At 68.6% G+C, this 12,968-nt stretch carries 13 protein-coding genes, 1 tRNA gene and 1 other RNA gene; 3 read left to right on the top strand and 12 right to left on the bottom strand.

Features of this window, described 5'->3' with window-relative positions:
• Positions 1 to 35 precede the first annotated feature (35 nt).
• From ssrS to LRM18_RS12065, 3 genes are all read right to left on the bottom strand, one after another.
• Positions 36 to 221: non-coding RNA, 6S RNA (gene ssrS, locus LRM18_RS12075), on the bottom strand.
• A 153-nt stretch (positions 222 to 374) separates the two neighbouring features.
• Complete coding sequence (locus LRM18_RS12070; protein ID WP_005410899.1) at positions 375 to 671, bottom strand: cell division protein ZapA; 297 nt, start codon at positions 669 to 671, stop codon at positions 375 to 377.
• Complete coding sequence (locus tag LRM18_RS12065) at positions 668 to 889, bottom strand: TIGR02449 family protein (protein ID WP_005410898.1); 222 nt, start codon at positions 887 to 889, stop codon at positions 668 to 670. Before LRM18_RS12065 ends, LRM18_RS12070 begins: the two co-directional genes overlap by 4 nt.
• 153 nt (positions 890 to 1,042) lie before the next feature.
• On the opposite strand from LRM18_RS12065, the gene LRM18_RS12060 reads away from it, so the two are divergent.
• Both LRM18_RS12060 and LRM18_RS12055 read left to right on the top strand, forming a co-directional pair.
• On the top strand, positions 1,043 to 1,591 hold the full coding sequence (locus LRM18_RS12060) for a UPF0149 family protein (RefSeq protein WP_049466916.1): 549 nt from the start codon (positions 1,043 to 1,045) through the stop codon (positions 1,589 to 1,591).
• Positions 1,592 to 1,596: 5 nt separating this feature from the next.
• A complete protein-coding gene (locus LRM18_RS12055) occupies positions 1,597 to 2,919 on the top strand; it encodes an aminopeptidase P N-terminal domain-containing protein (protein ID WP_270954756.1) in 1,323 nt (440 codons plus the stop codon).
• A gap of 544 nt (positions 2,920 to 3,463) precedes the next feature.
• Here LRM18_RS12055 and pepQ read toward each other — a convergent pair.
• From pepQ to rph, 7 genes are all read right to left on the bottom strand, one after another.
• The gene (gene pepQ, locus LRM18_RS12050; protein ID WP_270954706.1) at positions 3,464 to 4,795 is read right to left on the bottom strand and encodes a Xaa-Pro dipeptidase; all 1,332 of its coding nucleotides are present in this window, start codon (positions 4,793 to 4,795) and stop codon (positions 3,464 to 3,466) included.
• Between the two features lie 75 nt (positions 4,796 to 4,870).
• Positions 4,871 to 5,245: a PilZ domain-containing protein gene (locus LRM18_RS12045; protein ID WP_049464255.1), complete on the bottom strand. Its 375-nt coding sequence runs from the start codon at positions 5,243 to 5,245 to the stop codon at positions 4,871 to 4,873.
• Positions 5,242 to 7,521 (bottom strand): DUF1631 family protein, encoded by a 2,280-nt coding sequence (locus LRM18_RS12040; RefSeq protein WP_270954705.1) that lies wholly within the window; start codon positions 7,519 to 7,521, stop codon positions 5,242 to 5,244. Before LRM18_RS12040 ends, LRM18_RS12045 begins: the two co-directional genes overlap by 4 nt.
• Before the next feature lie 200 nt (positions 7,522 to 7,721).
• The gene (gene hemW, locus LRM18_RS12035) at positions 7,722 to 8,948 is read right to left on the bottom strand and encodes a radical SAM family heme chaperone HemW (RefSeq protein WP_241738496.1); all 1,227 of its coding nucleotides are present in this window, start codon (positions 8,946 to 8,948) and stop codon (positions 7,722 to 7,724) included.
• 58 nt (positions 8,949 to 9,006) lie between these two features.
• Positions 9,007 to 9,603, bottom strand: coding sequence for an RdgB/HAM1 family non-canonical purine NTP pyrophosphatase (gene rdgB / locus LRM18_RS12030; protein WP_049464258.1), 597 nt, complete (start codon positions 9,601 to 9,603; stop codon positions 9,007 to 9,009).
• Positions 9,600 to 9,989, bottom strand: coding sequence for a VOC family protein (locus LRM18_RS12025; RefSeq protein ID WP_270954704.1), 390 nt, complete (start codon positions 9,987 to 9,989; stop codon positions 9,600 to 9,602). Before LRM18_RS12025 ends, rdgB begins: the two co-directional genes overlap by 4 nt.
• A complete protein-coding gene (rph, locus tag LRM18_RS12020; protein WP_049464263.1) occupies positions 9,986 to 10,711 on the bottom strand; it encodes a ribonuclease PH in 726 nt (241 codons plus the stop codon). Before rph ends, LRM18_RS12025 begins: the two co-directional genes overlap by 4 nt.
• A 124-nt stretch (positions 10,712 to 10,835) precedes the next feature.
• Here rph and LRM18_RS12015 point away from each other — a divergent pair, with 124 nt between their 5' ends.
• Positions 10,836 to 11,696, top strand: coding sequence for a YicC/YloC family endoribonuclease (locus LRM18_RS12015; RefSeq protein ID WP_049464265.1), 861 nt, complete (start codon positions 10,836 to 10,838; stop codon positions 11,694 to 11,696).
• A 57-nt stretch (positions 11,697 to 11,753) separates the two neighbouring features.
• Here the strand turns inward: LRM18_RS12015 and selD are convergent, their stop codons facing one another.
• Together selD and LRM18_RS12005 are read right to left on the bottom strand one after the other, a co-directional pair.
• Positions 11,754 to 12,833, bottom strand: a complete 1,080-nt coding sequence (gene selD, locus LRM18_RS12010) for a selenide, water dikinase SelD (protein WP_270954703.1) — start codon at positions 12,831 to 12,833, stop codon at positions 11,754 to 11,756.
• A 26-nt stretch (positions 12,834 to 12,859) separates the two neighbouring features.
• A tRNA-Sec gene (locus tag LRM18_RS12005) sits at positions 12,860 to 12,955 on the bottom strand.
• Positions 12,956 to 12,968: the final 13 nt, after the last annotated feature.

Raw genomic sequence — 12,968 nt, 5'->3', positions numbered from 1 at the left:
GCGACGCCCGAAGACGCCGCCCTTGCTGGAATATTGCATTCTCCGCAATGTCGATGCATGCGAAACGACCTTGAACCCGGGGGCTCAAGTGGGAACGCTGGAGAACCATCGGGCTTCCCGCTACAAGGCGGACCTGCACTCCCGGCGCTGTCGCGCTCCCGGTGTCGTTCTTAAGGGACAAGGCGAATGTTTGCACATGCCGTCGAGTACCGCAGAGAACGCGTGGCCATTATAGCCAGCGTGCAGGATCTGGATAGGCCGTTCGTCGGCAACAGTCCGTGCCAATTCAGATATGCGAAAAGGGGACGGAGGGGATTAAGACGTTTCCGGCACGGATGGGGCGAATGCGCCTTAATCCCCTCCGTCCCCTTTTTCTAGGGGGTGCCGTCGATCGCGCGGTCCAGGCGCCGGTTCAGGTCGGCCAGGGTCTGTTGCAGGGCCACCGCCTGGCGGGCGTTCTCGTCGCGCAGCAGCTGCAGTTCGTGAGCCAGGTTGAGCGCGGCCAGCACGGCGACGCGGTCGACGGCGGCCATGCGGTTGCTGCCGCGGATCTCGCGCATGCGCGCGTCCAGCAGGCGCGCGGCTGCCATCAGGCTGTCGCGTTCATCTCCGCCGACCCCCACGGTGTATTCACGATCGAGGATGCGGACACTGACCGGTTCGGCGCTCATGTGTGCTGCTCCAGGGATTTGAGCCGGCTGATCATCGCTTCCACCCGCGAGCGCGCCTGTTCGTTCTTGGCCAGCAGCGTCGAACGCTCCGCCACCAGCTGCTCCTGCTGGTGGCGCAGGCTGCGGTTCTCCTCGGCCAGGCGCTGGTTGCGTTCAAGCAACGCTTCCACGCGGGCGGCGAAGTCCTGCAGCTGGGCAAGGGGATCGGCGGGTTCCATGCAGGCACGATAGGCAAGCCGGGCAAGGGCGGTCAAGCGCTGTCGCAGCAAGGCCGGAGGGCTACCGGGAGGATGCCGCCGGGTTGCTACACTACGGGGTCTCACGGGCGCGCGCGTGCGCGCCCCGGGTTTCCTTTCCGAACGAGCCGCACGATGACCGAACTTCCCTCCGTCGACGACGTTACCCGCGCCAGCCAGGCGTTGGGCCTGGGCGCCACCGCTGCCGAACTGCATGGCGCGCTGTGCGGCTGGCTGGCCGCCGGCGGTGCCCCCGGCAACGATTGGCCGGCACGCGTGCTGGCCGACGACAACCTGCCGCCCGTCGCTGCCGACAGCGTGCTGGGGCAGCTGCTGCAGGCCACCATCAAGCAGCTGGAAGACCGCGACTTCGCCTTCGAGCTGTTGCTGGCGGACACCGATGAGGTCTCCGCGCAGGCCGATGCCATGTTCAGCTGGACCCGCTCCTTCCTGGGCGGCTTCGGCCTGGGCAGCGGCGGCCGTCGCCCGGCCTTGTCCGAAGAGGGTGAAGAAGCGCTGACCGACATGGCCAGCCTGGCGCGCGCCTCCAGCGAGGATTTCGAGGCCGGCGGCGATGATGACGACGAAGCCCTGTCGGAGATCGAGGAGTTCATCCGCGTGGCGGTGCTGCTGCTGCACGGTGACGTGGTGCTGGCTTCGCGCCATCGTCAGCGCCTGAACTGATGGACATCAAGCAGCGCACCGGCATTGCGGCCGGCGAGTACAAGCGTCGCCGCCGCCAGCTGATGGACATGGCCGGCGAGGACGCGATCCTGGTGTTGCCGGCCGCGGCCGAAAAGGTGCGCAGCGTCGATACCCATTATCCGTTCCGGCAGGATTCGGATTTCCAGTACCTGAGCGGCTTCCCGGAACCGGAAGCAGTGCTGGTGCTGATCCCGGGCCGCCGCCACGGCGAGGCCATCCTGTTCTGCCGCGAACGTGATGCCGAGCGCGAAGCCTGGGATGGCAGCCGCGCCGGCCAGGAAGGCGCGGTGGCGCAGTACGGCATGGACGATGCCTACCCGATCGACGATCTGGACGACATCCTGCCGGGCCTGCTGGAAGGCCGTTCGCGCGTCTACTATCACTTCGGCCGCGACGCCGACTTCGACCTGAAGCTGATCGGCTGGGTCAACCGCGTGCGCTCGCAGGTACGCCATGGCGCGCAGCCGCCGCACGAGTTCCTGGAACTGGGCCACCTGCTGCACGAGCAGCGCCTGTTCAAGTCCGGTGCGGAAGTGGCGTTGATGCACCACGCGGCGCAGATCAGCGTTCGCGCCCATCTGGCAGCGATGAAGGCTGCCAGGCCGGGCATCCACGAGTACGAACTGCAGGCCGAACTGGAACGCGTGTTCCGCGCCAGCGCTGCGGTGCCGGCGTATTGCAGCATCGTCGGTGCGGGCCGCAACGGTTGCATCCTGCATTACCGGGACAACAGCGCGCGTTCGCGCGACGGCGAGCTGGTGCTGATCGACGCCGGTGCCGAGTACCGTGGCTACGCCAGCGACATCACCCGTACCTTCCCGGTGAATGGCCGCTTCAGCGCCGAGCAGCGCGCGCTGCACGACCTGGTCGGCGAGGCGCAGGCGGCGGCGCTGGCCCAGGCCAGGCCGGGCGTGCCGTACGAGGCCGGTCACCTGGCCGCGGTGCAGACGCTGACCGAGGGCCTGCTGCGGCTGGGCCTGCTGAAGGGGACGCTGGAAAAGAACCTGTCCGAAGGCCTGTACCAGCGCTTCTACCGGCACAAGACCGGGCACTGGATCGGGCTGGACGTGCACGACGTGGGCGATTACCGCCTGGCCGGTGACTCGCGCCTGTTGGAGCCGGGCATGGCGTTCACCATCGAGCCGGGGTTGTACATCGGCGTGGACGATACGACGGTGGAACCGCGCTGGCGCGGCATCGGCATCCGCACCGAAGACGATGTGCTGATCACCGATGACGGCCATCGCGTGCTGACCGAAGGCCTGGCGCGCAGCGCCGACGAGATTGAAGCGGTGATGGCGGGGTAAGGGGTTGTTCTGCAGGGCTTGCAGCCCTGCACCCGCTGCAAGCCAGAGCAACAGCAACAGCAACAGCGGGCTATCCGTAGGATGGCGGGGCACTGTGGGTGTGCGGGGACGCCGTGAACCCGTCCATGGGGGCTTGGTCGCGGCATCCATGCCGCTCACACCCCGCAAACCCACAGTGCCCCGCCTTCGACAGGTTCACGCGGCTGTTGGTGGGTGCCGACCGTTGATCGGCACATCTGTCAGATATCGAATGAATCATCCACGCATGGTGTGGATCTACCGGCAACTGCGGTTGTTGGTAGGTGTCGACCTTGGTCGACACAGAGCGAGCGTAGCAAGCGACCCGCTTTTGCTTTTCTTTTTTCTTTTCCGTGGTTGGACGCGCGCAGGAAACTGTCAAAGGTGGGGCGGGTGGGCCATGCAGGGGCGTTGGCGCCTTGGATGGCGCCATCGAGCTTACAGGGACGTACTTGCAGCGTCCCCTGCATGGCCCACCCGCCCCGCCAAGCGCGGCTTTTGCTCCAAGCGCCCAACCACGAGGGGCTCAGTCGTTCGCCGCGGCAAACGCCGGCCGCGTCAGGTTGTCCGCTTCGCCCTCGGTGCACAGCACTTCGTCTTCGATGCGGATGCCACCATACGGACGGAAGAAGTCCACCCGGTCCCAGTTGATCGCATCACCATGACCGGCGTCCTTCACTTCGTTCAACAGCATGTCGATGAAGTACAGGCCCGGTTCGATGGTCACCACCATGCCCGGTTCCAGCACTCGGGTCAGGCGCAGGTACGGATGGCCCGCCGGACGCTCGATGCGGCCACCTTCGTCGCTGGCAGCGAAGCCGGCCACGTCGTGCACCTGCAGGCCGATCAGGTGGCCGATGCCGTGTGGGAAGAATGCGGCGCTGACGCCGGTCTCCAGCGCGGTCTGCGGCGACACCTTGATCACGCCGAAGTCCTTCAGCACCGCCATCAGCGAAAGATGCGCGTCCACGTGCAGCTGCTTGTAGTCGAAGCCCGGCCGCACCGCCGCGCACATCTGCTGCTGGGCAGCGTCGACGGCGGCGATCATCGCCGCAAACTCGTCGTGGCCCCGCGCTGCGTAGGTGCGGGTGATGTCGCTGGCGTAGCCGTGCGCGCTGGCACCGGCATCGATCAGGAAGCTGCGCAGTGGCTGCGGTGCCTTGCGGCCCAGCTCGGTGTAATGCAGCACGGCGGCGTGCTCGTTCAACGCTACGATGTTGCCGTAGGGCAGCTCGTTGGCGTCCTGGCCAACCGCCTGGCAGTACGCCATGTGGATGCTGAACTCGTCGGCGCCGTTGCGGAACGCGGCTTCGGCGGCGCGGTGGCCGCGCACGCCCAGCACCTGCGCCTGGCGCATCAACGCGATCTCATAGGGCGTCTTGCTGCCGCGGTGCCATTCCAGGTAGTTCACCACCGGTGCCGGGTTGTTCGGCACGTAGCTGCCCAGCGCGCTCTGCGGCTCGCCGAGGATCGCGCAGCGCGACGGGTCGGCCGGCAGCAGGGCCAGCGCCTCTTCCGGCGTGCGGATGATGTGGATATCGAAATGGTCCACCCACCAGCCGCTGGGAGCGTCGGGCACCACGTGCCAGTAGTCGAAGGGCTGGTGGAAGATCACCGCCGGGCGCTTGCCGGGGCTGAACACGATCCAGCTGTTGGGCACGCGGGTAAGCGGCAGCCAGGCCTTGAACTGCGGATTGACCGCATACGGGTAATCACGATCGTCGAACACCTGGTAGTGCAGGGTGCCGCTGGGCACCACTAGGTGGTCGAAGCCGCCGCGCGCCAGCGCCTGCTCGGCACGTCGGCACAGCACGGCCAGGTGGTCGGGATACAGGGCGCCGGGGTCTTGCTGGTTCATTGCGATGGCTCGACACGGAAAACGGCCCTAGATTCTGCCGCATACCGCAAAAAACCGCTGTGCTGGAACCGGCACTCAGGCCGTCGAAACCGGCCCCTCGTCGCTGTCTTCGCCGATCCACTGGCGCAGCAGCTGCCGATGTTCGCGGGACAGGGTGAGGAAGCGGAAGCCTGTCCAGCTCTGGCCGGGCACATGCGCCGGCTCGCTCCACAGCAGGTGCACGCCGACGTCAATGGCCTCGTGGCGGCCGTCACCGATCGGCAGCGGGAAGCGGAACTGGTACAGCGCGTCCTCGCGCAGCGGGGTGCTGGCCAGCATCAACATGCCGGTCTCGGAGACATTGCCGAGCCGGCCCACCACGCATTCGCGCATCTGGTCGGTGACCGGCACCAGGTCGGAGACCTGGCGACGCGGCGCGCGGCGGGTGTCCTGCGGCGGTTGCACGTTCAAACGGACGCCTCCTTGTAACGGCCGCCAGCCAGCGCACGCAGTGCGCCGAGGCTGGCCTGCCATGCGCGATCGACCAGCCGGCCCTTGTCTTCGGTGACCAGCTGCGCGCGTCCGGCGCTGATCTGCCGGGCCAGCGTATCGAGGTCGGTATCGGCGATCTTCTGCCCGCGCGGATTGACGAACAGGGCGTGGCCGGTCAGCAGGCTGTACCAGGACAGGCGTTGGCGGCGCAGGGTGCCGTCACCGTTGTCGATGTCGAACCAGCTGCCAAAGGGCAGGGTCACCAGCTGCTGGTAGGCCGCCTCTTCGGCGCTGCTGCGCGGCGTGCGCGGGGCATCGGCGCTGCCGCTGGCAGCATGTTCGCCCAGTCGTGCACGTGCCTTCAGGCGCGCACTGAGTTCGGTGCGCGAGGTGCTTTCATCCTCGCCTCCTGGCGTGGCCAGACGGCGCGCAACGGCGGCGGCTTCCTCGGCGTGATAGCCGACCTGCACGAGCGCCGATTCCACCTCGCTGGCCAGCACTGCATCGGTGCCACCGTTGGCATCGACGGCCTGCGCGGTCACCGCGGCGATGCGCTCCGTCTGCAGCAGGCGTTCCTGCCACTGCGGCGAATCGTCGCCATGGCGCAGGCGGGTGAGGGTCAGTGCATCGGCCCACGCCTGGCGCAGCAGGGTCTGCACGAAGCGCGGCGGCGCCTGCAGGTCACAGCACTGGTCGATCTGCGCATTGGCCTGGCGACGCGCCAGTTCCAGCCGTTCCTTGCCGCGTGCGGCCTCGACGTGGCGGCGCTCGGCCAGCTCGGCGCGATGGGCCGCCGCGCGCTGGTGCTGCTGCACGTCCTCATTGGCGCTGGCGAAGGCTTCGGGCGAACGCGCGTCCTGGCCAAGCAGGCCCTGCACGCTCTGCGCCATGCGCTGCAGCAGCTGGGGGTCCACATCATCGTCGCCCAGCCAGTGGGCGCCGACTTCGGCGATCTGGTTGAGCAGTTCGCGTGCGGGATGCTCGTCGCGCACGAAGAAGCCGGGATCGGCCATCGCTGCACGCGCCAGCGGCACCTGCAGGCGCGCCAGCAGGGCCGCCGGCACCGGATCGGGGCGCTGCTGCTGCTGTACCTGCTGCATCAGCAGGCGCAGCAGCTCGAGATTGTCGCGGTCGTGGCTGCCCAGCTGGGCCTGTGCGCCGTGCTCGCTACGCAACTGGGCGACCACCGCAGCCTCCAGGTCGGCGACCCCGGTGGCCGCGCTGGACTGGGCCTGCAGGCGCGCGAGAACCGCATCGACGGCCGCGCTGGGCACCGCAGCGTGATCGGCAGCCGGCGCCGATGCATGGCGGGCCTGCTGCAGCAGTTCATGCAGCACGCTGCCGGTGGCCGTGGTCACGCCAGCGGTGGCTGCGCCCGGCGTACCCGCATCGTTGAAGGCATCCTGCACCAGGTTCGACCATGAACCGGCGGGCGCGGAGCCGTTCCAACCGGTCAGTGGCGCGGCGGCACGCTTGGCAGGCTGGGTTGCGCGGCCGCCACCCACCGACTGGGTAATGATCCGACGGGTGCTTGCTGAGCGCGCCAGGTACGGGGTGTAGACCAGCCCCGGCAGCACGCCGTGCTGGGCCAGCAGCGCATTGGCGCGGTCCAGCACATCGCCCAGGCGCTCCAGCACCTGCCGCTCGAAGCTGCGGTACAACGCAAGCTGCACCTCCACGCCCAGGGCGTCCTGTTCGGCGATCCGGCGCACCATCGCGCACAGGGCCTGCGGTGCCAGTGGCAGGGTGTCGGCCTCGAAGGCGGGCGCCGCTGCAAGCACGCCCAGGCGTTGGCCCAGCAGGTTCAGCGAATTGGTCGAGCGCAGGGTTTCGCGCCGGACCATCTCGGTCAGCAGCAGGTCGCGGTCCACCTCGTGCTCATCGACCAGCGACAGCCCGAGCATGCCTGGCAGGGGCGGCGGGGTGGCGTGCGCTGCCGAAGCGGTGGACGGCTCGCGCAGGCCCGCCAGAGCCTCGGCGACGGCATCAAGCATGCGGTCGGCGAAATGGCCGGCGAAGGCGTGCAGCTGGCCGCGCTGCGCCATCAGGTCCGCCTGCTGCATGGGATTGCGTGCACGGTCGGCGTCGTGCAGCAGCGTCTGCTCCAACGCTTCGACGGTCAGGATCAGCGGCGCGGCCAACGTTTGCCGGCACAGGCCGATCAATGCGCCCAACAGCTCGCGCACCCGCGGTGGCAGGTCGCTGGCGGCCAGGCGGGCCTTGTCGGCAGGGGTGATGGAAAAGACAGCTGACATCGGCGAGCGGTACCCGGATTCCCGCGGATCGATCGAGTGAATCTACCGTGTCGGCCGCAGTCAGCGCTACTTTAGGGTGAATGCGCGTACGGGGCGCGGCCATGCCCGACGCATGAACGGTAGTGCCGGCCGCTGGTCGGCAGAACCGTCTTTACCGGGCTGCCTGCCAGCGGCCGGCACTACCCGGTATGGCGCAGGGCTTATTCCTCCAGGAACAGGCTCACCACGTCGTTGGTGAACCGGCGGCCCAGCTCGGTCGGCTGCACGTGGCCCTCCGCCACGTCCAGCCAGCCGCGCTGGACGGCCTCGGCCAGCGGTGCGTCCAGCACGCTGCGCGGCAGCCCGGTGCGCGACTCGAAATCGCGCAGGCCGAAACCTTCGTGCAGGCGCAGCAGGTTGAGCATGTACTCGAACGGCAGGCGCTCGGCTGCGATCACATCGTCGCCACCGAACGAGGCCGGCGTGCCGGCGCTGTCCAGGTAGGCCTGCGGGTGCTTCAGTTTCCAGCGGCGCAGCACGTGTTCTTCGGCGCCCGAGCTGATCTTGCCGTGCGCGCCGGCACCGATGCCCAGGTAATCGCCGAAGCGCCAGTAGTTCAGGTTGTGCGCGCTCTGCCGGCCAGGGCGCGCGTACGCGCTGACCTCGTACTGGCCGAAGCCGGCCTGCGCCAGCAGCGCCTGGCAGTGCTCCTGCATGTCCCAGGCGTGGTCTTCATCGGGAATGCCCTGCGGCGGCCGCGCGAAGAACACCGTGTTCGGTTCCAGGGTCAGCTGGTAGTGCGAGATATGCGCCGGCTGCAGCGCGAACGCACGCTCCAGATCGGCCTCGGCACCGGCCAGGGTCTGTTCCGGCAGCGCGTACATCAGGTCGATGTTGAAATTGTCGTAGCCCGCGTCCTGCGCCATCTTCACCGCGCGCTCGGCTTCGCCACTGTCGTGGATGCGGCCCAGGCGCTTGAGCATCGCGTCGTCGAAACTCTGGATGCCGAAGCTGAGGCGGTTCACGCCGGCCGCGCGGTAGCGGTCGAAGCGGCCATGCTCGGCGGTGCCCGGGTTGGTCTCCAGGGTGATCTCGGCATTGGGTGCGAAGCGCAGGCGCGCGCTGGCCTGCTGCAGGAAGCGGTCGATGGCGTCGGGCGGGAACAGGCTGGGCGTGCCGCCACCGAAGAATACGCTGTGCACCACCCGGCCCCAGACCAGCGGCAGGTCCTGGTCGAGGTCGCGCAGCAGTGCATCGATGTAGGCCTCGAACGGCAGGTCGCCCTTGGCCTGGTGCGAATTGAAGTCGCAGTACGGGCACTTGCGCACGCACCACGGCAGGTGCACGTACAGCGACAGCGGTGGTGGCACCAGTCGCGGTGCGCTGTCGTGGTCAGCGGAGCAGGCTTCGCCGGGCAGGTGGGTGCAGTGGTCGTGGGCGTGCGGCATGGGGTTCATCGGTAGTGCCGGCCGTTGGCCGGCTTCCCTGGTTCGATCAGGTCGGGCGTCAGTACAGCGTCGCCAGCTGCTGCTTGAGCTGCTGCAGGGCAATGGCACGGTGGCTGATGGCGTTCTTCAGGGCCGGCTCCATTTCCGCGGCGGTCAGGCCGTGGGTGGTGTCCAGGAACACCGGGTTGTAGCCAAAACCATTGGTGCCACGCAGCTCGCGGATGATCTGCCCTTCCCAGCGGCCTTCGCAGATCAGCGGCTGCGGGTCGGTGGCGTGGCGCAGCAGCACGATCACCGCGTAGAAGCGGGCGCTGCGCTGGCCGTCGGGCACTGCGGCCATCGCGTCCAGCAGCTTGGCGTTGTTGGCCGCGGCGTTGGTCGGGTGGCCGGCATAGCGCGCGCTGTACAGTCCCGGTGCACCGCCCAGGGCATCTACGATCAGGCCGGAATCATCGGCCAGCGCCGGCAGGCCGGTCGCTTCGCAGGCGGCGCGTGCCTTCAGCAGCGCGTTCTCGACGAAGGTCAGGCCGGTCTCCTCGACGTCGCCCAGGCCCAGCTCGGCAGCCGAGGTGATCTGCAGCGGCAGGTCGGCGAGGATCTCCTGCATCTCCACCAGCTTGCCGGCATTGTGGCTGGCCAGTACCAGTTTGTTCATTGACGGGGCTCCAACAGGTCCCAGGTGTTGCCATACAGGTCGCGGAATACCGCGACCGTTGCATAGGGTTCTTCGCGCGGTGCTTCCAGGAACTCGACGCCGGCGGCCAGCATCGCTGCGTGGTCGCGGTGGAAGTCGTCGGTGTTGAGGAAGAAGGCAACGCGGCCACCGGTCTGGTTGCCGATGCGGCTGCGCTGTTCCTCGTCGCTGGCACGGGCCAGCAGCAGGGCGGCGGCGCTGCCGTCGGTCGGGCCGACCAACACCCAGCGCTTGTGCCCCTGGTCGATGTCTTCGAGCAATGCGAAGCCGAGCTTGCCGGTGTACCACGCAATGGCTTCGTCATAGTCGGCCACCACCAGGGTGGTCAGGGCAAGGCGCCGGTTCATGCCGACAGCGCCGCCTGCTGCGCGGCCAGCAGCTCGGCCACGCCCTTCTCGGCCAGGCCCAGCAGCGCGTCCAGTTCATCGCGACGGAAGGCATGGCCTTCGGCGGTGCCCTGCAGCTCGATGAAGCCGCCGCCGTCGTTCATCACCACGTTCATGTCGGTGTCGCAGTCGCTGTCTTCGGCGTAGTCCAGGTCCAGCACCGGGGTGCCGCGGTACACGCCCACCGACACCGCCGCCACTGCGCCCAGGACCGGGTTGCGCTTGATGTCGCCGCGCTTGATCAGCACGTTCACTGCATCGACCAGGGCCACGTAGGCGCCGGTGATGGCGGCGGTGCGGGTGCCACCGTCGGCCTGCAGCACGTCGCAGTCGAGGGTGATGGTGCGCTCGCCCAGCGCGTTGCGGTCCACGCAGGCGCGCAGGCTGCGGCCGATCAGGCGCTGGATCTCCAGCGTGCGGCCGCCCTGCTTGCCACGCGCTGCTTCGCGGTCGCTGCGGGTGTGGGTGGCGCGCGGCAGCATGCCGTACTCGGCCGTCACCCAGCCTTCGCCCTTGCCGCGCAGGAAGCCCGGCACGCGGTTCTCGACGCTGGCGGTGCACAGCACGCGGGTTTCACCGAAGCACACCAGCACCGAACCTTCGGCGTGGCGGGTGAAGCCGCGTTGGATGACGACCGGGCGGAGCTGGTCGGGCTGGCGGCCGCTGGGGCGGGAATCGGACATGGTGCGGGTTCCGTAATGGCAAGGGAGTACGCCGCCACGCCCGCGGCCTTCACGGGGCGGGCAAGGGGGCTCTGGTGAGGGCGCTAGGGTACCATTCCCCCTTTGCACGCACCGGACACATTCCATGATTCGAAGCATGACCGCCTATGCCGGCGGCGAGCGGGTCACCCCGTGGGGCACGCTGGGCTGCGAGCTGCGCTCGGTCAACCACCGTTTCCTGGAGGTCGGCACCCGCCTGCCCGAGGAACTGCGGGCGCTCGAACCGCAGCTGCGCGAGCGCATCGCCGCGCGCCTGAGCCGCGGCAAGCTGGATCTGGTGATGCGCCTGCGCGCGCCGGAAGCGGCCGCCAACCTGCAGGTCGACGAGGCCCTGCTGGGCCAGCTGGGCCGCCTGGCCCACCGCCTGACCTCCGATTTTCCCAACCTGCAGGTCAGCTTCACCGACCTGCTGCAGCTGCCGGGCGTGACCCGCGGCGAGGCCACCGATGCGGCCGCCCTGCAGGTCGAGGCGCTGGCCCTGCTGGACCAGGTGCTGGACGGCTTCGTCGAGGCCCGCGAGCGCGAAGGTGGCAAGCTGGCCGCGGCCATCAGCGAGCGCGTGGACGGCATCGAACGCATCGCCGCCGACGTCCGCACGCTGATTCCGGCCATTCGCGACGGCCAGCGCGCCAAGCTGGCCGCACGCCTGGCCGATCTGCCGCACCCGGTCGACCCGGGCCGCGCCGAGCAGGAGCTGGTGCTGTGGCTGCAGAAGCTGGATGTGGATGAAGAGCTGGACCGGCTCGGCAGCCATATCGTCGAGATCCGCCGCGTGCTCAAGCAGCGCGAGCCGGTCGGCCGCCGCCTGGACTTCCTGCTGCAGGAGTTCAACCGCGAAGCCAACACGCTGGGCTCGAAGTCGGTGGACAGCCGTACCTCCAATGCGGCGGTGGAGCTGAAGGTGCTGATCGACCAGATCCGCGAGCAGGTGCAGAACATCGAGTGAGGTTGCATCCGGCAACAGCGCAGGGGCGCCTTCGGGCGCCCTTGTCGTTTCAACACATCAGCGCACGCTGACGCCCGGCGCGCCTTCGGCCAGCCGCCCCACCACGGCCGCCTGGCCGAACCCGGCGTCGTGGAAACAGGCCAGCACCGCATCCACCGCATCCGGGGCACAGGACACCAACAGGCCGCCACTGGTCTGCGGGTCGGTCAGCAGTGGCTGCCAGTGGGCGGCCAAGCCTTCGGCGAAGCGCACCCCGGTGCCATACGAGGCCCAGTTGCGATTGGAGGCGCCGGTCACGCAGCCACGCTGCAGCAGATGCAACGTCTGCGGCAGCAACGGGATCTGCGCGCTGTCCACTTCGGCGCCGACGCCGCTGGCGCGGCACACTTCCAGCAGATGGCCGAGCAGGCCGAAGCCGGTGACGTCGGTCATGGCATGCACACCGTCCAGCGCGGCCAGTGGTACGCCCACGCTGTTCAGGCGGGTGGTCGACGCGATCATCTGCCGGTAGCCGTCGGCATCCAGCACTTCCTTCTTCAGTGCTGACGAATACACGCCCACGCCCAACGGCTTACCCAGCACCAGCACATCGCCGGCGCGGGCATCGGCATTGCGCTTGAGCCGTTGCGGATCGAGCACGCCGATCGCGGCAAGGCCATAGATCGGTTCCACCGAATCGATGCTGTGGCCGCCGGCCACCACGATGCCGGCGTCGGCGCAGGCACGCTCGCCGCCCTGCAGGATGGCGCGGATGGTGTCCTGTGGCAGCGTGTTGATCGGCATGCCGACGATGGCCAGCGCGAACAAGGGTCGTGCGCCCATCGCGTACAGGTCCGACAGCGCGTTGGTGGCGGCGATGCGGCCGAAGTCGAACGGGTCGTCGACGATCGGCATGAAGAAATCAGTGGTGGCGACAATCGCCTGGCGGTCATCGAGGCGATACACCGCCGCGTCGTCGCTGGTCTCGCGCCCGACCAGCAGCTCAGGCGGTGCGGGAAGCGCCGGAACGCCGCGCAGGAGCTCGGTCAGCACGCCCGGCGCGATCTTGCAGCCGCAACCGCCACCGTGGGCCAGCGAGGTCAGTCGTTGCGGGGCGTCGGCCGTGGAAGGGGCGGGGGACTGCGCGTGCGTGGCCATGCCGACATCTCCTGCGGAAACACGAATGGCGGAAGACAGCAGGAGTCGAACCTACCAGGGAGCGATCGACGCCCCCTACTGGGTTTGAAGCCCAGCCGCATGCCCGGATGCGCATGCCTTCCGAAGTACCGCGGT

This window comes from Stenotrophomonas sp. PI_27, assembly GCF_027854495.1.
GTDB lineage: Bacteria > Pseudomonadota > Gammaproteobacteria > Xanthomonadales > Xanthomonadaceae > Stenotrophomonas > Stenotrophomonas pavanii.
This window is presented reverse-complemented; position numbering and strand designations above follow the sequence as displayed.